Here is a 21,527-nt window from a genome sequence, read left to right on the forward strand (position 1 = left end):
GCCTCAAGTGGCTTCCTGAAAATCCATCTCCGGCGGCTGGCGACGGAAGCCACCGGTGAGCACGGCAAGATAAACCACGCCGATCGCCAGCCAGCTCAAGCCCAGATACACCGCCAAGTGATCAAGGCTGACCATCAGCCATAAATCCGCCACCAGACCAATGAACGGGAAGAGCAAAAACAGCACCATCTCACGCAGTCCCTTTTTCTCGCCGCCGATCCAGTAATGAAAGATCACCGACAGATTGACCAGACTGAACGCCAGAAACGCGCCGAAGTTGATGAACGAGGTCGAGGTGGTCACATCAAGTTTCAGCGCCAGCAACGCCACCACGGCGCAGAGCAGGATGCTGTTGACCGGCGTACCGAAGCGCGCGTGCAAGGTGCCGAAGAATGATTTCGGCAATACACCGTCGCGGCCCATGGCAAACAACAGGCGCGAACCACTGGCCTGCGCCGACAGCCCTGACGCGAACTGGCCAACAATCAGACCGATCAGGAAGATCGACACAAACAGATCACCGCCGATGTTGCGGGCGATTTCATAGGCGGCCGAATCGACACTGTCGAACTGGAATGACGGGTGTGCGATCTGCACGAAGTACGACACACCAACGAAAATCAGCCCGCCGATCAGTGTGATCAACATGATCGCTCGCGGAATGGTGCGGCGTGGGTCGCGGGTTTCTTCGGTCAGGGTGCTGACCGCGTCGAAGCCGAGGAACGAATAGCAGGCAATCGCCGCGCCGCTCATGATCAGCGGCATTTGCATATCGCCATTGAAGAACGGTTTGATCGACCACAATGGCGTGCTCGCATCGCCACCGATGTAGTGCACGCAGAGCGCGACGAAAGCGATCAATACGAGGAACTGCACCAGCATCAGCAAGGCGTTGATGCCGTTGGCCAGTTTCAGGCCGATGATGTTGATTGCGCTGGTGATGCCGATGAACGCCAACACCCAGATCCATTGCGGAATCGACGGGAATGCCGAGGCCAGATACGCCGCGCCGATCAGCCAGATCGCCATCGGCAGAAACAGGTAATCGAGCAAGACTGCCCAACCGGCGATAAAGCCGAGTTTCGGGCTGATCGCCTTGCGCACGTAGCTGTAGGCGGAACCGGCAACCGGGAACGCGGCAGCCATGCGACCGTAGCTCATGGCGGTAAAGAACATCGCCACCAGCGCCGCCAGATACGCGGCAGGGACCATGCCGGCGGTGGACTGGGCGAGGATGCCGAAGGTGCCGAGGACAATGATCGGCGTCATGTAGGCGATGCCGAACAGCACCACCGACCCTAATGAAAGGGTGCGTTGCAAACGAGCCATGGGCGACTTACTCCGAATTTTATTGGATTTATGGCAGAGCCGGGTTCGGCGAATGTTTTCGGGTGTGGCTGATCGTTCCCACGCTCTGCGTGGGAATGCCTCAATGGACGCTCTGCGTCCGCTCTTGGGACGCGGAGCGTCCCGGGCTGCATTCCCACGCAGAGCGTGGGAACGATCGGGTAAAACCTGAGTTCGACTCGGTATTTCAGGTCGGCGTACCTCGAACAATCAACTCGGTCAGTCCCCTCTCCCTCTGGGAGAGGGTTAGGGTGAGGGCAGCGGTCAACAGCGTGGAATCAACAATTCACGAACACCATCGCTGCGCTCCACCACCTCCCCCGACAACTTCAAGCGCTGATCATCCAGATAGCGGTAATCCCTGCGCGCAATCTCCAACCGTGCGAAATCCAGCTCAACGCGGAACGTCCCTTCTTCCCGCCCGGCCTCGAACAGCAGCGAGCCCAGCGGATCGACCAGTGCGCTGCCACCGGCAAACATCAAGCCGTCATCCCCCGCCGCCACGCGATTGACCATCAGCGCAAACGCCTGATTCTCCTGGGCACGGGCCATGATCGCGGTGCGGTGAGTCGGCGCGTACGGGTCCATGTTGCCGTTGGTCACGATGAGCAATTCAGCGCCGAGTTGCGCCAGGGCACGGGCCGACTCTGGAAATTCGATGTCGTAGCAAATCAGCAAGCCAACGCGCACGCCGTTCCATTCGCAGGTGGCGTAGCGGTCACCGGCTTCAAACACGCCACGATCCGACGCCCACAAATGGGTCTTGCGGTATTTCAAGGCGATGCCTGCAGAGGTGATCAACAGCGTGGTGTTGTAGAAGCGCCCGTGGTCGTTCTCGGCCATGCCGATCACCACGGCAATGTTGCGTTCGCGCGCAGCGGCGAGCACTGCACTGACAGTCGGGCCGTCCAGCGGCTCGGCCGTTTGCGCCACGGTTTCAGCGCTCGGAAAACCCATCAAGTGAGTTTCCGGGAACACGATCAGCTGCGTGTCCGGCGCACACGCGGCAATCGCTGCAAGCGCGCGTTCGAGGTTGTACGCCGTGGCATTGTCACGGCCCGCCAGTTGCGCGAGTTCGACTTTCATGGGAATTCCTTGTGATAAGCGTCGGGTGCTGAAAGATTGCCCGGTGGCTGTCTGTGGGCCAGTATGCGCAGCAAGCAGCCGGCCAGGGAATTACGCGGCCGGGGTAACCCGATAGGGGTAGATCGATGGCACTTTCGTTTGACGACATCACCTGGCACCGCGCCGTCGGGCAATTGATCGACGCGCTGGACAAGCCGAATTTCTGGGCACAACTGGTGCGTTTGCTCGACCAGTACGTGCCGTTCGATAGCTGGGTAGCGCTGCTGTTCAGCGCCGATCAACACCCGCAGGTCTTCGCCGAATGCCCCGGCGAAGACGGCAACCCCGACCAATTGTTTCAGGATTATCTGCGCGGCCTGTATCTGCTCGACCCGTTCTACATCGCCTGCCGCGAGCAGTCGCGCACCGGTTTGTATCGCCTGTCCGAGGTGGCGCCGGAGCACTTCGAACTGACCGAGTATTACCAGCGATACTTTCGTCTGAATGTCGTGGCCGACGAAATCCAGTTCAATTGTCAGCTCGAAGGTGATCGCACACTGTGTCTCTCGCTGGGCAGTGAAAAACGTTTCACTGGCGAACATATCGCCTTGCTGTCATTGATCCAGCCTTGGGTGCTGGGCCTGCTGCGCCAACGATTACCCTATGAGATCAACGAAACCGTGGCCCTCGCCGCCGCACCCGCTCAAGCAGACTGGCGGGTGCAACTGGAAGCCTCGGTGCAACAACTCAAGGGTGCGCAACTGACGGCGCGGGAACTGGATGTCGGGCGTTTGATGCTCAGCGGTTGCTCCAGTAAAGAAATCGCCCGTAAGCTGGAAATCTCCGTAGAAACCGTGAAAGTCCATAAGAAACACATGTACAGCAAGCTGGGGATCAAATCCCAGTCCGAGCTGTTTTCGATATTTCTTCAGGCGCAAAACGCCTGATCGTTTGGTGAAGTTGCTTTTTGTGGGAGCGAGCCTGCTCGCGATGGCGTCGGGTCAGTCAAATCATTTGTAGCTGATACACCGCTATCGCGAGCAGGCTCACTCCTACAGGGGAATGTGTTTATCCCTGAATCTTCGCTGATTATTCCGAGTCCGAACCAAGGAAACCGTATGAGCCTGTCACTCCTGAGCCGCTACGCCTTCTTTGCCGTCTGCGTGATTTTCACCCTCGCCAGCCTGCCTTTTCTCGAACACGACTGGCTGTGGCCGATCACTGCCGTCACCGGCGTGCTGAGCCTGATCGGTCTGTTCGACCTGCTGCAGAGCCCGCACGCCGTGCGCCGCAATTACCCGATCCTCGGCAACATCCGCTATCTGGTTGAAGGCATCCGCCCGGAGATCCGCCAGTATTTGCTGGAGTCCGACAGCGATGCCCTGCCCTTCTCCCGCGCGCAACGTTCGCTGGTCTATTCGCGAGCGAAAAACGAAACCGCCGACAAACCGTTCGGCACGCTGATCGATGTCTATCAATCGGGATTCGAATTCATCGGCCACTCGATGCGCCCGGCACCGCTGAGCGACCCGAGCAGTTTCCGCGTCACCGTCGGCGGCCCGCAGTGCTCGCAGCCGTACTCGGCCTCGGTGTTCAACATCTCGGCGATGAGCTTCGGTTCGCTCAGCGCCAACGCCATCCGCGCGTTGAACCAGGGCGCGAAACTCGGCAACTTCGCCCACGACACCGGTGAGGGCAGCATCAGCCCGTATCACCGCGAACACGGCGGCGACCTGACCTGGGAGCTGGGCAGCGGCTACTTCGGTTGCCGCACCAGCGATGGCCGTTTCGACCCGGAACGCTTCGCCACCCAGGCGCAGAATCCGCAAGTGCGGATGATCGAAATCAAGATGAGCCAGGGCGCCAAACCCGGCCACGGCGGCATACTGCCCAAGCACAAAGTCACCAAGGAAATCGCCGAAACCCGTGGGATCATGATGGGCGAAGACTGCGTGTCGCCGTCACGCCACAGCGCGTTTTCCACGCCGATCGAAATGATGCAGTTCATTCAGCAACTGCGTGAACTGTCCGGCGGCAAACCGGTGGGTTTCAAGTTCTGCCTCGGTCATCCATGGGAGTTCATGGGCATCGCCAAAGCCATGCTGGAAACCGGCATCCTGCCGGACTTCATCGTTGTCGACGGCAAGGAAGGTGGCACCGGCGCCGCACCGGTCGAGTTCACCGATCACATCGGTGTGCCGATGCGCGAAGGCTTGCTCTTCGTCCACAACACCCTGGTCGGCCTCAACCTGCGTGACAAGATCAAACTCGGCGCCAGCGGCAAGATTGTCAGCGCCTTCGACATCGCCAGCGTGCTGGCCATCGGCGCCGACTGGGCCAACTCCGCACGCGGCTTCATGTTCGCCATCGGCTGCATCCAGTCGCAAAGCTGCCACACCAACAAATGCCCGACCGGCGTGGCCACTCAGGACGCTTTGCGCCAACGTGCGCTGGTGGTGCCGGACAAGGCGCAGCGCGTGTTCAACTTCCATCGCAATACCTTGAAGGCTCTTGCGGAAATGCTCGCCGCAGCTGGCCTGGAACATCCATCACAACTGTCGGCCAAGCATCTGGTGCGGCGCATGTCGGCGACCGAGATCAAGTTGTTCTCGCAACTGCATGTGTTCCTGAAACCGGGGGAGTTGCTCACCGGGGAAGTGAATGGCGAGTTCTATTCGCGGATGTGGCAGATGGCGCGGGCGGACAGTTTTGAGCCGCAGGAAGTGGCCGTGGCTTAAGTGTGCAATAGGTGCTGGCCTGCGCTGAAGCCGGCACCGAATCGGCAGTAAACAGATACGCAGAAATGTTTCCCCCGTGAATCGTCAACACGGGAGTCCGATCCTTTGCGAACTGTGGCCTGTCAGCATGCAAATCAGCATCTGTGATCCACCAGACTCTTTGGCTGCGGCAATCCAAAACCGTTATCCCATCAATATAAATACTCGCTAAGGGATCTTTGATCAGGCTCAAAAGACCTCGACCGGTCAGCTTCAGGTAATCGTCAATCGATGAGCGCACCTCAAACCGGGGATCAATACCAGTGGTGTCGTAATAAGTGAATGTCGGGTACCAGAACGGGTTAGCAATGATCACCTCATCACCTGGAAGGGCATTCTGATTGAGCCGCTTCACCAACTGACCAAACTCGGTATCTCTGCGGTAATTCGTTCCACTCAAGCCATCTGTCTGCCGGTAAACCGCAGTCAGACCATTTAATTGCACAACAACAAAAAGCAATAAACCAACAGTCGCCAACAACGCTCGACGTCTCCAGATGCCGTCAAGTGCCAACGCTGCAATCATCGCAATGGCGGGCGCCGAAAAAACCAGATATCTAGGAACGAACAGCGGAAGGAATAAGGCAAACACATAGAGCGTTGTCAGCGGAACAAAAAAATAACCAATCGGCAAAAAACGAAAAGGTCGCTTTAGGGAGTAGTCCGCGATGACTGTTGTGGCGCAGAACAGTAAAAGCGCCAGAGGCAGGAGATGCCACGCCGATGCTTGAGAAGCCCCATTTCCCATCAGCGTGAACTGCCAGACTAGCGACAACGCCTCCTGCAGCGTCACCGGTTTGATCCAACCCAAGCCCGTCGTATTCGCAAGTTGAGCAATCAGATGAGGTACCCAAGGCAAATACAGGACCACGACAGTCAGGTTAGCAAGTAGCCATTGCCCTAGGGTAATCGCCATCCCGGGACGGTTATTCCGGCTCAGCCACCAAAACAACCAATGCACCAGTACACACAAACCTGCGAAGTAGTGAGTGTAAAAAGCAGCGCTCATCAGGAGCACGTAGATCACCGCAAAACGGCCTTGCTCCGCAACCCTCGCCCAACAAACCAACGCAACAGTTGCAGCCATCAACCAGCACCCGAGCAAGCTGTACATCCTTACTTCCTGGCTATAGCGCACCGAAATCGGGAGTAACGCCAATAGCAGCGCAGCAATCCATGTCGCCCTGCGCGTTGCAATCAGGCTCATCAACTTGATACACAGTAAAAGAGTGCCGAGATCCGCGAGTGCACTCAACGCCCGGGCAGACAACGCCGAATCTCCCCACACCGACACCCAGTAGTGCAACAGCATGTAGTAAAGCGGTGGGTGCACATCCCGTGCCGTCAGCGCCCAGATGCGCTCCGGTGTTTCGCGTGCAAGCAGCAGACTATAGGCTTCATCGTTCCAGATGGCGGGTACTGAAATAGCGTAAAACCGTACGAGTAGTGCGAGGATCAAAACGATAGCGAGCGCGAATCGATCAACGAGCACTGGCGTAAAGGCTCGTCTGACAAATGCAACGGCCGCAAAAGTCTTCATAGCCGTTGTCTGCGAAACAATACAAACCTGAAAAAGCTGTACCCCAGCAACAGATTCAGCAGTGTAAACACCGCCACCGTCAGCAATCCCGGCAGATCACGCGTATCGGCGATCGAACCGATGGCAAAACTGAGCGCGCCCATCACCACGATAAACAGCAGATAACCAAGCACCGACGTTCGGCTGTCAAAGGTGTACAGCATGTTCACGTAAAACGAGAACATGGCCGCTACGCAGAAAGCCGCGAAATTGCTGGCGGCTTGGGTCAGTTCGGCAGCCGTGCACAGGACGAAAAAGATCTGCCAATGGATCAATCCATCGGCGATTCCGATAACCGTCAATGCCGAGAATCCCTTCATGCCGGTGCCCCGCTCTTGCCACGTTTGGCGAAGCTTCAACCTAGGCCAAGGCAGGTACCAGGTCTACTGTCAGAAATTACAGGTGCGCGGCTACTTCCGACGAGTGGTCTTCAAACTGCTGCTGAGCTAGCGCAGGAGGCTCAGCTTTGGAGACGATCCGCGGCATGGGCAATAAAAAACCCCGATCTCTCGACCGGGGCTTCGTTTTTTCAGCAGCTACGACTTAAGAGGCCGAACGCGCAGCACCCTGCGTTTCACCGGTCGGTTGCAACTTGAACACGTAGAACAACACCGTCAGCAGCACCAGGAACGCAGGGCCCACATAGAGCGCCACGCGGGTATCCGGGAAGTACGCCATCAAGCCGACCACCAGCACCAGAAACGCCAGGGCAAAATACGAGCTGACCGGGTACAGCCACATTTTGTATTTCAGTGCCGCACGTTCGCTGGCGCTCAGGCCTTTGCGGAATTTCAGCTGGGCCAGCAGGATCATCACCCAGGTCCAGATCGCGCCGAAGGTGGCAATCGAGGTCACCCAGACGAAGACTTTCTCCGGCACCAGATAGTTGAGCATTACGCCCAAGAGCAACACCGCAATCGACAGCAACAGCGCTCGACGCGGTACACCATTATTCGATGTTTTGGCAAAACCGGCCGGGGCCTGGCCGTTCTGCGCCAGGCTGTAGAGCATGCGCCCGGTGCTGAAGATGCCGCCGTTGCACGACGACAGCGCGGCGGTGATCACCACGAAGTTGATGATGCCGGCGGCGGTCTTGATGCCAAGACGTTCGAAAGTCATCACGAACGGGCTGCCCTGAGTGCCGATCTCGTTCCACGGATAGATCGACAGAATCACGAACAGTGCGCCGACGTAGAACAACAGGATCCGCCAGAACACCGAGCCGATCGCATCAGGAATGGTCTTTTGCGGATTCTTCGCTTCACCGGCGGTCAGGCCGATCATCTCGACACCGAGGTAGGCGAACATGACCATTTGCAGGGACATCAGCACACCGGTCACGCCATTGGGCATGAAACCGCCATGGGCCCACAGATTGGAAATGCCCAGTGCTACGCCGTCATTGCCGAAACCGAACGCGATGATGCCGATGCCGCCGATGACCATGGCGATGATGGTGACGATCTTGATCAGCGCGAACCAGAATTCGAACTCACCGAAGGCTTTCACCGCGATCAGGTTGATCGAGCCCATGCTGATCAACGCCGCGAGGGCCCAGATCCAGCGCGGCACATCGGGAAACCAGATGCCCATGTACACGGCCACCGCGGTGATTTCCGCGACGCAAGTCACCAGCCACAGGAACCAGTAGTTCCAGCCAGTGAGAAAGCCTGCCAGCGGGCCGAGGTAGTCTTGTGCGTAACGGCTGAACGAACCGGCCACCGGGTTGTGCACGGCCATCTCGCCGAGGGCGCGCATGATCACCAGGATCGCCAGACCACCCAGAATGTACGAAAGCATGATCGCCGGGCCGGCCATTTCAATGGCCTTGGCCGAACCTAGAAACAGACCGACGCCGATGCAGGCACCGAGCGCCATCAGGCGAATATGCCGTTCACCGAGTTCGCGTTTGAGCGGACCGCCCTGAGCGGTACCGCCGTGAGGCAGGTGATTGCCAGTTGGCATAGGGGGACAACCTCGTCTTGTTATTGGATATGACCACCGAGTATCGAAGCGTCGGCCGATAAGCCTTGGCTGCTGTGAAACCGCGCCGGCCTCGTGGGCCGACACGTCTTGCAGGATGACCTGAAAGATCAGCGGGGCGTGCAGTATAAAAACCTTGCTGCAGGTCTTTTCACTCTATAAATCACAAGATTCAGCGGGAGTTGTCGCGAATTTGCCAACAGACCGAGGTGATCAACTGGCAAATGTAGGAAAACTCGCCACCAAAAAAGGCGGCGAGTATTGCACAAGGATGGTGCAGCGTCACATCAGCCTGCCGTCGCACCGACTATCGTCATCACTGGCCTGTTCACTACTTTCATCACTTTGTAGTCAGAGTACACCTCCACGACCGTCTCCGGCGGCGTTCGCCATCCAGGCACTGCTGAGGAGTGTTTACCGATTCTGGGCCCCCCCTGGACGGACTGAAAATGCAGTTTCCAGGCACTCGTCTGGCGGTCGTACTTCATAAATGCAAATCCGGTAAGTAACGAATCTGCCCTACCGTTTGCGTCCACGCGAAATCCATAATCCTGAAATTCCATGGACGTGCTAAGACCCCAACCATGCTCGCCCGCAGGAAGGCCATTGTACTGAGCGAATTCTTTTGCTCCTTCAACGTGCCTGACCCGTAGCAGATTAGTATCCAACTGGTCGACCACCAACGAACAGCCAGTGAAATCAGGTGTGAATAGATAATCCGGTTGACCCCATTCGGGATGAACCGGTATATCCACGTAGCCTCCCTGGGGCATCCAATAACCACTGACGGCATTCGCGCCCACAGGAAGTTTGTTGATTTCAAGGTCATGTATTTTCAATGCATTGAATTCCTTCCCGACCGAGTTCGCAGGCTGGATCCGCTCCATTACAAAAAAGAAATTTGCACCGCCGTCTGTTCTGGCTAACTGTGCTTTGATCGAGGCGCTATATTCAGAGGCGTTCGTTTTCGTCAAGCTCCCCACGACCGACAATCGACTGAATTCAGTTGCTGACAGCGCCTGATGAATGCTGGTGCGTTGGATCGAATAATGCGTAGTCGACTTTTGTCCCCAATCAAAAGGCAGGTGCGCCGTTTGACGATTATTGATGGTTTCAATGACAGGCTCCCACAAACCGTTGGGCAGTCGCCCACGCGTAAACACCAAGTCGAGTCCCAGTGCATTGCGGGATGTGTGCACGAGCCGGGCTGCAAAACTCGCGCTCTCATCAACAATCGCGCCTGCCGGGATTTCCGTCGCACCTGCTGAAAGGTCGCCGCCGCGCAGAGACACCGGCTGCCATTGATCTGGCGCCACTTGCCAGAGCCGGCTGCCATGCGCCCGATTGGTTACGCGATCGACAAGGATGACATCCGTCAGATCTGCGCTCAGGGAGAAATCATTTTTGATCTGGTAAAAAGCCTCTTGGCCTGTCCCATCAATGTTACGAATGTAAAAGCTCTGCCCGTCGGTGCTTCGAAAAATACCTCTGGCATTGGCTTCAAGACCGGCAATGACCGAGGATTTGACAGTGAAACGTCCCATCTCGGCGTTGCCGAACCCGCCAGATCCGGAGGGCCGAAAGTTGCCCGGTGCGCCATACAGCCGTTGGGTCCGGGTGTTATATGGATGCCAGCTACTGCCTTTCAATACACCCACGCTCTCAATACTTTGTTCACCCACTTTAAAGGTGCCCAGCGCTGCCGGCCCGTGCTGTTTGCTGACGCCAATCAGCAAGTCGTACCCAAACACAGCATCTCGAAACTTGTCGAACTGCTGCAAGCCTTTGACCCCCACATATTTGATCCCCGCCCCCAGAAGCTTCCCACCTGCCACCAGTACACTCAGCGGGTTGAGTTCGCCAATGACAAGCACGCCAATGATTTTCGCGGCCTTGAGCGCTTGACGAAGTGCCGAGGTTGTCGTGGCCGCCACTTTTGTCAACTTTGCCGCGACACTCACGCCAGCGGTGACGAAACCCAATACGTCGAGGAACAGATCAATTGCACCATCTGCGTATTTGCCGTCGATAAAATTGCTGACGGCCGATTTGAAGGGGATCAGGTTGAGTAGAAACTGCACACGCGAATTCAGCACCGCCAGTTCTTTGTCCCACGTGGTCTGGCCTTCAGCCGCTTTGCGAATATCTTCATTGTCGAAATCAAGATGTTCGACAAAAGCATCGGCAATGATGTGAGATCTGTTGCTGGAATAATTGCTGGGGACGGGAAAAATCCCGGACGAGGAAAATATCTGCTTCAAATGCTCGGCATGTTTATTATTGGCAGGCTGGAAAAGTCTCACACCATACGACACGCTCGGGATATGCACGTCGACCCGGTCTTCAGAAATGGCAGGATCCGACGCTCGCCTGGTGATTGATGCCGCACCCAGATCGATACAATACACCGAGACTTTTTTATCAATGCCTCGCTCGACTCTCAACGTCAGAGTCTGGTTGGAGTTGGTAATTTTCCTGTTCCAGAAATCCGTAGCCAACTTGATGGTCTTGTCCTGATAGAAATCGATCTTGCCATACTCGAGGTTCTCTCGGTCTTCGAGCGGCAACTCGGATATCAGACGACGTACGCTCATCTGAGTACCCTTTTTGAGGTTATTCAGCGTCGTCTCAAACTCATGATCGAACGTCTCTGGCACACGCAAGTCCATCGTGTTGATGGTGTGAAGATGTTGCACCAGAAACGGGTCGCGGGTATCCCATTTGAACCCCCCACGCATCATTGCCGCGTCCAGCAGTGTATGCAGTTTGCCTTTCGCTACCGGGGTGCCCGATGCTGCCGCCCAATTCGCGTCGCTATCAAGGACGCGCTCTTCAATCGGAAAGCCTTTGCCGAACTTCTTCTCCAGTGCGACCCGGGCTATTTTCTCGCGATTGGGAAACTCACTGCTTAGCAGCATTGGCGTGTTGAGTCGGTCGGCCAACTCGCTATTGAACGTTTCTTTCAACTCGCGAAGTTGTGCTTCGGTATAACTTTCAACCTCTTTCCTGTTCATCAGACCATGGACGACGCTCCAATCTGCCAAGGTGATTGTCTGGGCGTACTGCGCAACCGCCGGATCGCGCAACGCCGCACTTTCGGCGTAGACCATGACCTGGGCAAACGTCATGTTTGCGACCTTTCCCGGCGACTGGGCTTCGATGGTCGCTGCGGCAACTGCCAGGTTGAACCATGCAGGGCCGCCGTACTTGACGCCGGCAGGAGTATTTTTGATCAGGAACACGGGAGCGTTTTTCGCCAGCAAAATGTAGGCGCCCAAACCGGACATTTCGGGGTTGCTGCTGAGCTCTTTGATCAGATGTTCGCGCAGTTTGTCGAACACTGCTGTAACCGGTTTTCCCCAATGTTGCTTACTGTCCAGATCGAAACCCGCGACGCTATTGCGTTTATGGATTTCAATCGACTGCGGATCAAGATGCAGTTGAACAGCGGCCAGTGCGTAGTCGTTGACGCTGACATCCGAGGCGTAACCTTTCAAGCGGGTTTGCACCGCCAGCCCCAGTGCCTGGCCGCGAGCTCCGGCAATCAGGGTTTCCACTGCCTTGGCTGGATCGCGCAATGTTTCGGGGCTGAGCGGTTGCTCTATGTTGAGAAGTTCCAGCAGTCCTTGACCCGGCCGTGGCAAGTCATCAAGACCCTCGATATAAACCCGGACAGCTTCCAGTACTTGCTTCTTTTGGTCGACACTTAAAGGAATCTGCCAGGATAAAGCGCCGGCAAAATCACCCAGTGCGGAAGGCAAAACCTTTTCGGCTTCAAGTCTTACGGACTCAATATTACTTGTCTCACTATCAGACGCCGAAACAACATTCGACACAGAGTCGTTGGACTCAGACATACACTACTCCTCGTGAATTAAAACAAGGAAAAAGTAAACATGCAAAATCCTCAAAGCAACAGTCGACAAGCATTACCAATTAAGTGTTTTACCAACTGTATATAAAGTTTAACCAGCACCTCTTCAAACAACCCGCACTGATTCACAGGCCAAACTATCAACCTCAAGCGCGCGAAAGCGCAAACAGCCAGAAAACCCAAGACCATAAAACTTTATCCACTTATGTTTTTTGTAAACTTTCATACTCACCATTGAATATAAGAACACTCATGTTTTTAACCACCAGCAACCCGTCCAGATTATTGGAGCGGCAACCTCTGCAACGTCGCCACTCATCGAGGGGTGGAGCCTCGTCAGCGCCTCGATGCTCAGCGCCCGCACAATTCCCTCGCCACTCGCCAACCACCGTCTAAGCTTCAGACAAGTCCGATCAATCTGCGTGAATGGATCAATCGACTATGGGCGCTTTGTGGCAAACCGATTCGAGTAAAGCCGTGGTTCCGACTGAACGAGTGGATGAAGCGCCTGTCCCTGAAAAAACCCGCCGCAATCGGCATGGGTGGAAGGCTTTCTGGTTGTTGCTGGTGATTATCGCGATCGTGGTGGGGCTGGCCGCGTCCAAGGAAATGCGCACCTCGCGCTTTCAGTCACGCGAGCTCAGCCGGTACGCGGCGTCACTGACCTACCATCTGGAACCCGGTCCCAGCGAAGCGATTCGCTATCCGGGCAACGGACCATTCGATCTGCGTCTGGGCTACAGCTCCCTTGATGAATTCCTGCCGCGCTTGCTCAAACGCAATTACGTCGTGACCGAGCAGACGCGTTTTTCGCCGGCCCTGCTCAGCTACACCGACAAAGGCCTGTTCGTACCGTATTCGGAGAAGATCCAGGCCGGGCTGTCGATCACCGATTGCCGCGCCGCGCCGCTGTACAAGTACAACTATCCGCAACAACTGTACGCCGACTTCGCCGCTATTCCGCCCGTGGTAGTCAGCAGCCTGTTGTTCATCGAAAACCGTTTCCTGCTCGACCCGAAACAACCGTTGGCCAACCCGGCGGTAGACTGGCCGCGCTTCGGCATGGCGGCGTGGTCGCAAGTGGCGAAATTGCTGCGCTTGCCCGGCCAGTCGGCGGGCGGCAGCACGCTGGCGACGCAGCTGGAAAAGTACCGCCACTCTCCGGATGGCCTGACGGTGTCCGGTGCGGAAAAACTGCGGCAGATGATGTCCGCCAGCGTGCGCGCCTATCAGCCCGGCCCGCAGACCTTGGGGGCACGGCAGAACATCGTGCGTGACTACCTCAACAGCGTGCCGCTCTCGGCGGTGCCGGGGCATGGCGAAGTGCATGGCATGGCGGAAGGGTTGCGGGTCTGGTACGGCAGCGACTTCAAGCAGGCCAACGAACAGTTGAACAGCCCGGCGACCGATCCGAAAACCATGGCCGCCAAAGGTCTGGCCCTGCGCGAGATGTTGTCGCTGATGATCGCCCAGCGCCGCCCTTCGTATTATCTGACCAAGGGCCGCGAGGAACTCGCTGATCTCACCGACAGCCATTTGCGTCTGCTCAAACAGAACGCGGTGATCGATGGCGCATTGGCCGATGCCGCCCTTGCCAGCAAGGTCAGCTACCGCGACTGGCAGACCCAGCCGACCATGCAGCCCATCGAAACCAACAAGGGCATCAGCGCCGCCCGCAGTCGTCTGGCGAGCATGCTCAACCGGCCGCTGTACGACCTCGACCGCCTCGATCTGTCAGCCACGAGTACCCTTCAGGGCGAGCTGCAAACCCAGGCCACCGCGTACCTGAAAAAACTTGCCGACCCGGCCTATGCCGCTGAAATCGGCCTGCTCGGCGAACGCTTGCTGACGCCGACCAGTACCACGCAAGTGCGCTACAGCTTCACCCTTTTCGAACTGACCCCGGACGGCTCACGGGTGCGAGTGCAGACTGACAGCACCGACCAGCCCTTCGACATCAACGAAGGCAGCAAACTCGAACTCGGCTCAACGGCGAAAATGCGTGTGCTCACCACATACCTGCAAATCATCGCCGAACTGCACGACAAGTACGGGGCGATGAGCGTGCCGGAGTTGAAGAAAGTCGAAGTCCCCGATCAGGATCGCCTGAGCCAGTGGGTCATCGATTACCTGATTCAAAATAAGGATCACGACCTGTCGAAGCTGCTCGGCGCCGCACTCGATCGCAAATACTCGGCGAGCCCCGGCGAGGCATTCTTCACCGGCGGCGGCTTGCACACGTTCCACAACTTTCGCAAGGAAGACAACGGCCGCCTACCGACCCTGCGCGATGCCCTGCGCGAGTCGATCAACCTACCGTTCATTCGCCTGATGCGCGATCTGGTGCGTTACACCACCTACTCCGGCCCCAACAACAGTGCCGAATTGCTCAAGGATGATCGCGACCCGCGTCGCCAGGAATACCTGGCCAGTTTCGCCGACCGCGAAGGCACCTCGTTCCAGCTCAAGTTCTGGAAAAAATACAAAAACAAAGACACCCAGGCGCGCCTCGACACCTTCCTCGACAGCATGCGTCCGACGCCGATCCGCATGGCTGCCGTGCATCGCTATTTGTTGCCCGATGCCAGTCAGGAAGACTTCAACACTTTCGTGCGCTCACACCTCAAAGGCGCCAAGCTCAGCGAAAAACTCACCGACGATCGCCTGATCCGCCTCTACGATTCCTACGGCCCCGGCAGTTACGATTTGCCCGATCAAGGCTTTATCGCCAAGGTGCACCCGCTGGACCTGTGGATGATCGGCTACCTGCTCCACCACCCTGACGCGACCTTCGGCGAGATCGTCAAGGCCAGCCATTTCGAACGTCAGGAAGTCTACAGCTGGCTGTTCAAAAGCAAGCACAAGGGCGCCCGCGACAGCCGTATTCGCACCATGCTCGAGATCGAGGCGTTCCTCGATATTCACCAGCGCTGGCAGAAAGTCGGTTATCCGTTCGATCACCTGGTGCCGTCGCTGGCCACCGCCATTGGCAGCTCCGGCGATCGCCCCGCCGCACTCGCCGAATTGATCGGCACCATCCTCAATGACGGCGTGCGCATGCCGACATTGCGCATCGACAGCCTGCACTTTGCCGCCGACACGCCGTACGAAACGCAACTGGTCAACGACCCACATGTCGGCAAGCGAGTGATGCCGGTGGAAGTGGCCAGAGCAATGCGCGAGGCGCTGTCGCAAGTGGTCGATGCCGGTACGGCAAAACGTGTTTCCGGCAGTTTCAAACTGGCCGATGGCAGCCCGCTGGCCATGGGTGGCAAAACCGGGACCGGCGACAACCGCATCGAGGCCATTGGCTCGGGCGGACGCATCCTCAGTTCGAAGTCGATCAACCGCACGGCGACCTTCGTGTTCTACATCGGCGACCACCATTTCGGCACCCTCACCGCGTTCGTTCCGGGGCGTTCGGCGGAGAACTTCAAGTTCACCTCGGCCCTGCCTACACAGGTGCTCAAGGGCATGGCGCCGATTCTCACGCCGTATCTGCAACCGGGCAGCGACTCGCAATGCAAGCCGACGCAAACCGCCAGCGTGGCAATGCTCGAGGCACAGCGTCCTACAGCGAGGTAACAAATCGTGTCGGGACATTCGGAATCAGGGTGACGTTTTTTCTCGGCGGTGGGTGGTACTTATGTATTTTTCAGATTCGAATTTTCGTCGGGTTAGCCGCCCGCCAAGTCGTTTGCCTCCCGATCTTTGAACTTTTGTTTTGCCCTGCCGTGGGTAGGCTGATCACTCCTCAACAATCAAGGATGATTGGCCATGTCTCTCGCTCCCCTGCCTGCCGAACTCGCGGACAAAGGACGGCACTACGAATTCATCAAAGCCGCCGTCGACGACAGCTTCAAGAACGCCACCCTCGGTCGTGCCAACGCCCTGGCAGCCGCGCCACTGACGAACCCTGCCTGGTACAGCACTGCGCCCGCCGCCTACCGGAAGAAACTCGCCGCCGCCAACCTCAAGGCCTGGGGTTCGCAGAACCAGGTGGATCATCTGCTGGCGAAAACCGACCTGTATGCCTTCGCCGAACCATTGCTCAAGGCAAGAATCAAGGAGCGTCACGGCATTGAGCCGGATGTCAAAAAAACATGGCTACGCCTGTACCTTCCCACGAACAGTGACTCCGACGGTGCCAAGACCCGCACCGTCTCGGTACTGGACGCCGCCCTGCATAATTTCGCCCGCAATGAAACGCTTGGCCATGGCTCGGACTACATCAGCGAACCCGATGAGCGCGGTTTGTTCAATGTCGTGCCGATCAAAAGCGTCATGCCCATCAACCAGTTTCAAACGCTGTGCCGGGAGCTGGACATCGGCGCGCAGTACAAAAAGCATCTAGAGAGCTACCTGCTGCCCGGCGAACCGCTGGCCGAAAGCGTTCTGCAACACAAAGTGACTCAAAGCCAGAAAGACGCTCTCGCCGTCGCGGCGCAACTGGCGCTGATCAAGGATGACGTCCCGTACGACGCCTACAAAATGGTGTTGGGTCTGGCCGAAAACAAACCGCAACTGTTACTCAATGGCCGCTCAATGCAGTGCGCGGACCTGTCGCTGCTCGGTACGCGACTGACCGGGATCCTGCTGCTGACCCATGCGCAGCCGGACAACCGCGGCATTAATCGCCTGATTGTCTACATCCCCCACGACCCCGATCATCCGCTCAAGGAATACGACTCGCTGAAAGCGTTCCGGGAAGAGTTAGCGCGCCAGTTGCGCGAAGACCGTTTCAGCGACACGACCCGACAGACCTATCGTCAGTTTTTCAGCCAGTTCGTCGATCAACAGCAGCGCGGACACTTCTTCGCTGAACTCGAACAACGCCTGTTCATCACGCGCTACCACCACCGACAGGATCCGACCGATCAGCGACCGGCATGGCGCAAGGATCCCGTGAGCAACCCCAACCTGCGATTCAGTCGGGTGAAACTGCAAGGCGATTACTGGCGCCACGCCTATCAGCAAAAACTCAACAAGATCCTCAACGACGCCCCGGAAATCGCCGTTTCCACTGCCGACGCCGACAGTAAGGCGCGCGACGCCTGGTGGGACAACTTCAAGAAAATCCTCTCGGACATCTTCAATGTCGCCCTGTTGATTGCCACGCCATTCGTTCCGGGGCTGGGCGAATTGATGCTGGCTTACACCGTCTACCAACTGACCACCGAAGTCATCGAAGGCATTGTCGATCTGGCCGAAGGTCTGTGGCAGCAAGCCGCCGATCATGTCATCGGCGTGGTGACCAGCGTTATTCAGCTGGCGGCTTTTGGTGCGGGCGCGGAAATCGCCAGTGCCTTCCAAATCAAACTGTCACCGCTGGTCGAGGGCATGAAACCGGTGCGCTTGCCCGATGGCAAACCGACGCTGTGGCACCCCGACCTCGGCCCTTATGAACACAAGAGCCTGCAACTCAATGCCGCCTCGAAACCCGACTCTCATGGCCTGCACAACCACGGCCGCGAACGCATTCTGCCGCTCGAGGGCAAGCTCTACAGTGTGGAAAAAGCCTCGACGCGTGCCGACATAAAAACCTACCGGGTCAACCATCCCGAGCGAGCCAATGCGTACAAACCGATCATTGAACACAACGAGCACGGCGCCTGGCGACATGAGGCGGAAAACCCGGCGGACTGGGAGGAGCAAGCCCTGATGCCGCGCCTGGGCCACCGCGCCGAGCGCTTCTCGCCGACGCAGCTGGAGCAGATCCGCATCAGCAGCGGCACCGGGCACGAACAGCTGCGCCGCATGCACAGCGCCAGCAGCGCACCACCACCGTTGCTGGCCGACGGTCTCAAGCGTTTTTCGGCTTACGATGACGCGAGGATTGCCAGTGCCAATATTCGCGCCGGCCGGCCGATCGCAGCCGAGTCGGACTGGTTCGAACCGATCGTCACCAGCCTGCCCGGCTGGCCGCGCCAACGGGCGATGAACGTGCTGTACGAGCATCTCGATGGCTATTCGCGCCGGTACGGCAATCCGACGGCCAGCCCGGCCGACACCCTGACGATCACCCAGTCCGAACTCAATGCCGGGCACTTGCCGGAGCGGCTGGTGAGGTTTCTGAATGACGCGCAAATGCGCGCTTTGCTGGGGCGCGAGGTGCCCTCGGCGGAGCGTGTGCAAGCGCTACGCAATGTGCTTGCCGATGCCGTCGACAAACGCCAGACGGAGGTGTCCATGCGCCTCTATCAAGCGAGCGAACGATCCAGCAAGCCTGAGGCAGGCGTCCTGCGCAAAACGTTTCCTGAACTGCCGTTGCCACTGAGTGAAAAACTTCTGGCCGAGGCCAGTGCTGCCGAGTTGCAACGCACGGTGAACGAAAAACGCCTGCCACTGCGCCTCAAGACTGAAGCACGAGAACTGGATTTTGAAGCCAGGGCCAGCCGTGCCTACGACGGTTTCTATCGCGACGATCAACTGTCTGCCGACACCGAACGGCTCGCGTTGGGGACCTTGCGCATTCACACTGACACCTTTGCCAACCTGCGCATCGAGGTACGCGACGGCACGCACGACGGGCCGTTGCGTTGCAGCGTCGGAGCGGAAGACGCCAGTACCCTCAGAAGCCTGATCAGAGATGAACACGGCCGCTACGAAGTGTTCGACGCCAACCACCGGTCGCTGCACGGCGCCGATGATTTCTATGAATCGATGCTGCATGCGGTACCGGCTGAAACGCTGTCAAGCGTGGGCTACCGGCAAGGTCAGGGCCAAGCGTTGAAATTGTGGCTGATGGAGCAGTCGGCCGCTCCCGCTGAACGCCGCAGCGTGCTGGCAGACCCGCCGATTCGCCCGGTGATCACCATCGAAACCGAAACGCTGGTACGTGGCTTGCCCCGGCCTCTCCGTGCATCGACCCGGGAGGAAAAAATCAGCGACCTGTATCCGTCAATGAACCCGAGGGAAGTGGCCTCGTTCCTTAAGGTGTTGCAGCGCCGGGGCGACCCGGATGAAGCCATCGCACGCCTGCACCAGGAGCTCAAGGAGCTGCGCAGCGAACTGGATAACTGGCGCAACAGTTTTCCTCCCGAGGTGGATCCAGAGACAGGCTACGCCGGCGTGTCATCGGACTATCTGCACAATGGCGGCGAAATGATCGAGCAACAGCTGATCGAATGCTTCCAGCGCCAAAGCACGTTTTTCGACGAGCGCAGCGTCCATCCAGAGGAAGGCTACACACTGGATTTGTCCGCCGAGCTCCAAGGCAAAAAACTCGAACCCTGGTGGAATGCGCTGCGCAAGCGCCCGAAAATGAAACAGTACTTCGATCGCATCACGGCCCTCAGCCTCGACCGGGCGCAACTTTCTGCAGATCCCAGTGCGCTGCTGAGCAGTTTCCCCAACCTTCGCCAATTGAGCGCCCGCAAGTGTGAGTTGCAGGAACTGCCTTCGATCCTCGGATTGATGCGCCCGCTGAGGGTTCTGGATCTGGCCGATAATCGAATCAGACTGAGTGCTGACTCCACGCAACAGCTCGCAGGCCTGACAGAGCTGCGAACGCTGAATCTGAACGGCAACCCTTTGACCCTGCCACCTGACGTCGGGCGTATGGAATATCTGACCGAGCTGAATCTGGCCAATACCGGCATCGAGAGCTGGCCCGAAGGCCTGTTCACGGTCAATGACCTGGACAAACAGCGGCCACGCAGTTTCATGTTGGACATGCGCGCAGCGCCCATCAAGACCTTACCCAAAGTCACTCCGGGTTCCAGTCAGGCGCACATTCTCGGTCGCGCGCGTTTCGATACCGGGCGGCTGTCCAACGAGGATCGCGTGCGCTATGGCACCTACCGCAAATCCGTAGGCATGGCGTTTGTGCAGGACTATTCAGCGGCGGCCGATGACGAGATCAGCCACTGGAAGTTGTTTCCTCAGGAACAATCCCCTTTCAGCCCTTCAGCAGCGTTCAGCAAATACCGCGAAGAATCCTGGCATGACCTCATGGCCGAACCCGATTCCGGCGGTTTTTTCGCCATGATCCGCAAACTGCGAGAAAGCGCCGATTACCGCTTCGACCAGGGTCGCCGACGCTTGACTCAGCGTGTCTGGGAAATGGTCGATGCCGCAGCGCTGGACGCAAAACTGCGCGGGAAGCTGTTCAAGCAGATCGTGTCGCCGAAAGATTGCGGCGATTTCGGTGCGCAGTTGTTCAACTCGCTGGGCATGAAGGTGCTGGTGTCCAAGGCCTACGCAGAATCCACCTCAGCCGCCATGCTTGAGGACAAACTCGTGCGCCTGGCCCACAGCGCGGCGCGCTTGAATCGGGTGACCGACGAAGCGGTGTTCGAATACAAGACACAAGCAAGGCTGAACGAAGAGGACCCGCGCAATCTTGCGCCGGATGAAGTCGAAGTGCACATGGCCTTCGAAACGGGGCTGGCTGAACGTCTGCAATTACCCTGGCAGACCGAAGGCATGCTGTACCGGCCTCGTTCGGGCGTGACCGACGAAAAGATCAACAACGCCTACGACAGGATCATTGCCGGTGAACGCGGCGATGGTCTGGTCAACGGCATGCTCGATCTGTATTACGGCAAGTTCTGGGAAAAGTATTTGCGCACGACTTATCCGGAGGAGATCGCACGCAATGATCTTGCGTTCCGTCCCAAGGAGGACTTGCTCGCAGAACTGAAAGAGGCAAAGGCTGAATGGGCCTTCCCGAACGAGCAAACCAATCTGCACACACTCACCGCCCGGATCGAGGACCTGGCCAGACAGCTGGGGATTCCTGACGCCCCGGAGCTGTTCGACGATGCGCCGCTGAGCGATAAACTTTATAAAGAGCTGTATGACGGTATCAGTTCGCAACGCAAGGAGTTGTTGCGGCGCTGGACCCGTGAAGCAATGGCCAGAGCCGGCCTCTGACGGCGCCGCTTGTCAACTCGGCCAG

At 57.7% G+C, this 21,527-nt stretch carries 10 protein-coding genes; 4 read left to right on the forward strand and 6 right to left on the reverse strand.

The features are described from left to right. Positions 1-3: 3 nt before the first annotated feature. Complete coding sequence (locus CCX46_RS24415) at positions 4-1,329, reverse strand: APC family permease (RefSeq protein ID WP_127929619.1); 1,326 nt, start codon at positions 1,327-1,329, stop codon at positions 4-6. Positions 1,330-1,611: 282 nt separating this feature from the next. Beyond that, positions 1,612-2,433 carry a carbon-nitrogen hydrolase family protein gene (locus CCX46_RS24420; protein WP_127929620.1) on the reverse strand — a complete coding sequence of 274 codons (822 nt, stop codon included), beginning with the start codon at positions 2,431-2,433 and terminating at the stop codon, positions 1,612-1,614. Positions 2,434-2,558: 125 nt separating this feature from the next. Between CCX46_RS24420 and CCX46_RS24425 the strand changes: the two genes are divergently transcribed. Continuing rightward, on the forward strand, positions 2,559-3,359 hold the full coding sequence (locus tag CCX46_RS24425; RefSeq protein ID WP_127929621.1) for a helix-turn-helix transcriptional regulator: 801 nt from the start codon (positions 2,559-2,561) through the stop codon (positions 3,357-3,359). Between the two features lie 171 nt (positions 3,360-3,530). After that, positions 3,531-5,150: an FMN-binding glutamate synthase family protein gene (locus CCX46_RS24430; RefSeq protein ID WP_127929622.1), complete on the forward strand. Its 1,620-nt coding sequence runs from the start codon at positions 3,531-3,533 to the stop codon at positions 5,148-5,150. Here the strand turns inward: CCX46_RS24430 and CCX46_RS24435 are convergent. The 4 genes from CCX46_RS24435 to CCX46_RS24450 all read right to left on the reverse strand — a co-directional run bounded on the left by CCX46_RS24435 (position 5,059) and on the right by CCX46_RS24450 (position 12,608). Continuing rightward, positions 5,059-6,729 carry a glycosyltransferase family 39 protein gene (locus CCX46_RS24435; RefSeq protein WP_127929623.1) on the reverse strand — a complete coding sequence of 557 codons (1,671 nt, stop codon included), beginning with the start codon at positions 6,727-6,729 and terminating at the stop codon, positions 5,059-5,061. The two genes, CCX46_RS24430 and CCX46_RS24435, sit on opposite strands and share 92 nt — an antisense overlap. Further along, complete coding sequence (locus tag CCX46_RS24440) at positions 6,726-7,088, reverse strand: GtrA family protein (protein WP_127929624.1); 363 nt, start codon at positions 7,086-7,088, stop codon at positions 6,726-6,728. Before CCX46_RS24440 ends, CCX46_RS24435 begins: the two co-directional genes overlap by 4 nt. A 223-nt stretch (positions 7,089-7,311) precedes the next feature. Then, positions 7,312-8,733, reverse strand: coding sequence for an amino acid permease (locus tag CCX46_RS24445; protein ID WP_127929625.1), 1,422 nt, complete (start codon positions 8,731-8,733; stop codon positions 7,312-7,314). Between the two features lie 305 nt (positions 8,734-9,038). Continuing rightward, positions 9,039-12,608, reverse strand: coding sequence for a hypothetical protein (locus CCX46_RS24450; protein ID WP_127929626.1), 3,570 nt, complete (start codon positions 12,606-12,608; stop codon positions 9,039-9,041). Between the two features lie 458 nt (positions 12,609-13,066). Here CCX46_RS24450 and CCX46_RS24455 point away from each other — a divergent pair, with 458 nt between their 5' ends. Next, positions 13,067-16,210: a transglycosylase domain-containing protein gene (locus CCX46_RS24455; protein ID WP_127929627.1), complete on the forward strand. Its 3,144-nt coding sequence runs from the start codon at positions 13,067-13,069 to the stop codon at positions 16,208-16,210. 192 nt (positions 16,211-16,402) lie between these two features. Beyond that, complete coding sequence (locus tag CCX46_RS24460; RefSeq protein WP_127929628.1) at positions 16,403-21,502, forward strand: dermonecrotic toxin domain-containing protein; 5,100 nt, start codon at positions 16,403-16,405, stop codon at positions 21,500-21,502. Positions 21,503-21,527: the final 25 nt, after the last annotated feature.

It is taken from the genome of Pseudomonas sp. RU47, from assembly GCF_004011755.1.
Lineage (GTDB): Bacteria > Pseudomonadota > Gammaproteobacteria > Pseudomonadales > Pseudomonadaceae > Aquipseudomonas.

What these genes read in the sequence shown, in the direction of transcription:
- CCX46_RS24415 (WP_127929619.1), bottom strand. Translation starts at nt 1,329, where the DNA reads ATGGCTCGTTTGCAACGCACCCTTTCATTAGGGTCGGTGGTGCTGTTC.
- CCX46_RS24420 (WP_127929620.1), bottom strand. Translation starts at nt 2,433, where the DNA reads ATGAAAGTCGAACTCGCGCAACTGGCGGGCCGTGACAATGCCACGGCG.
- CCX46_RS24425 (WP_127929621.1), top strand. Translation starts at nt 2,559, where the DNA reads ATGGCACTTTCGTTTGACGACATCACCTGGCACCGCGCCGTCGGGCAA.
- CCX46_RS24430 (WP_127929622.1), top strand. Translation starts at nt 3,531, where the DNA reads ATGAGCCTGTCACTCCTGAGCCGCTACGCCTTCTTTGCCGTCTGCGTG.
- CCX46_RS24435 (WP_127929623.1), bottom strand. Translation starts at nt 6,729, where the DNA reads ATGAAGACTTTTGCGGCCGTTGCATTTGTCAGACGAGCCTTTACGCCA.
- CCX46_RS24440 (WP_127929624.1), bottom strand. Translation starts at nt 7,088, where the DNA reads ATGAAGGGATTCTCGGCATTGACGGTTATCGGAATCGCCGATGGATTG.
- CCX46_RS24445 (WP_127929625.1), bottom strand. Translation starts at nt 8,733, where the DNA reads ATGCCAACTGGCAATCACCTGCCTCACGGCGGTACCGCTCAGGGCGGT.
- CCX46_RS24450 (WP_127929626.1), bottom strand. Translation starts at nt 12,608, where the DNA reads ATGTCTGAGTCCAACGACTCTGTGTCGAATGTTGTTTCGGCGTCTGAT.
- CCX46_RS24455 (WP_127929627.1), top strand. Translation starts at nt 13,067, where the DNA reads ATGGGCGCTTTGTGGCAAACCGATTCGAGTAAAGCCGTGGTTCCGACT.
- CCX46_RS24460 (WP_127929628.1), top strand. Translation starts at nt 16,403, where the DNA reads ATGTCTCTCGCTCCCCTGCCTGCCGAACTCGCGGACAAAGGACGGCAC.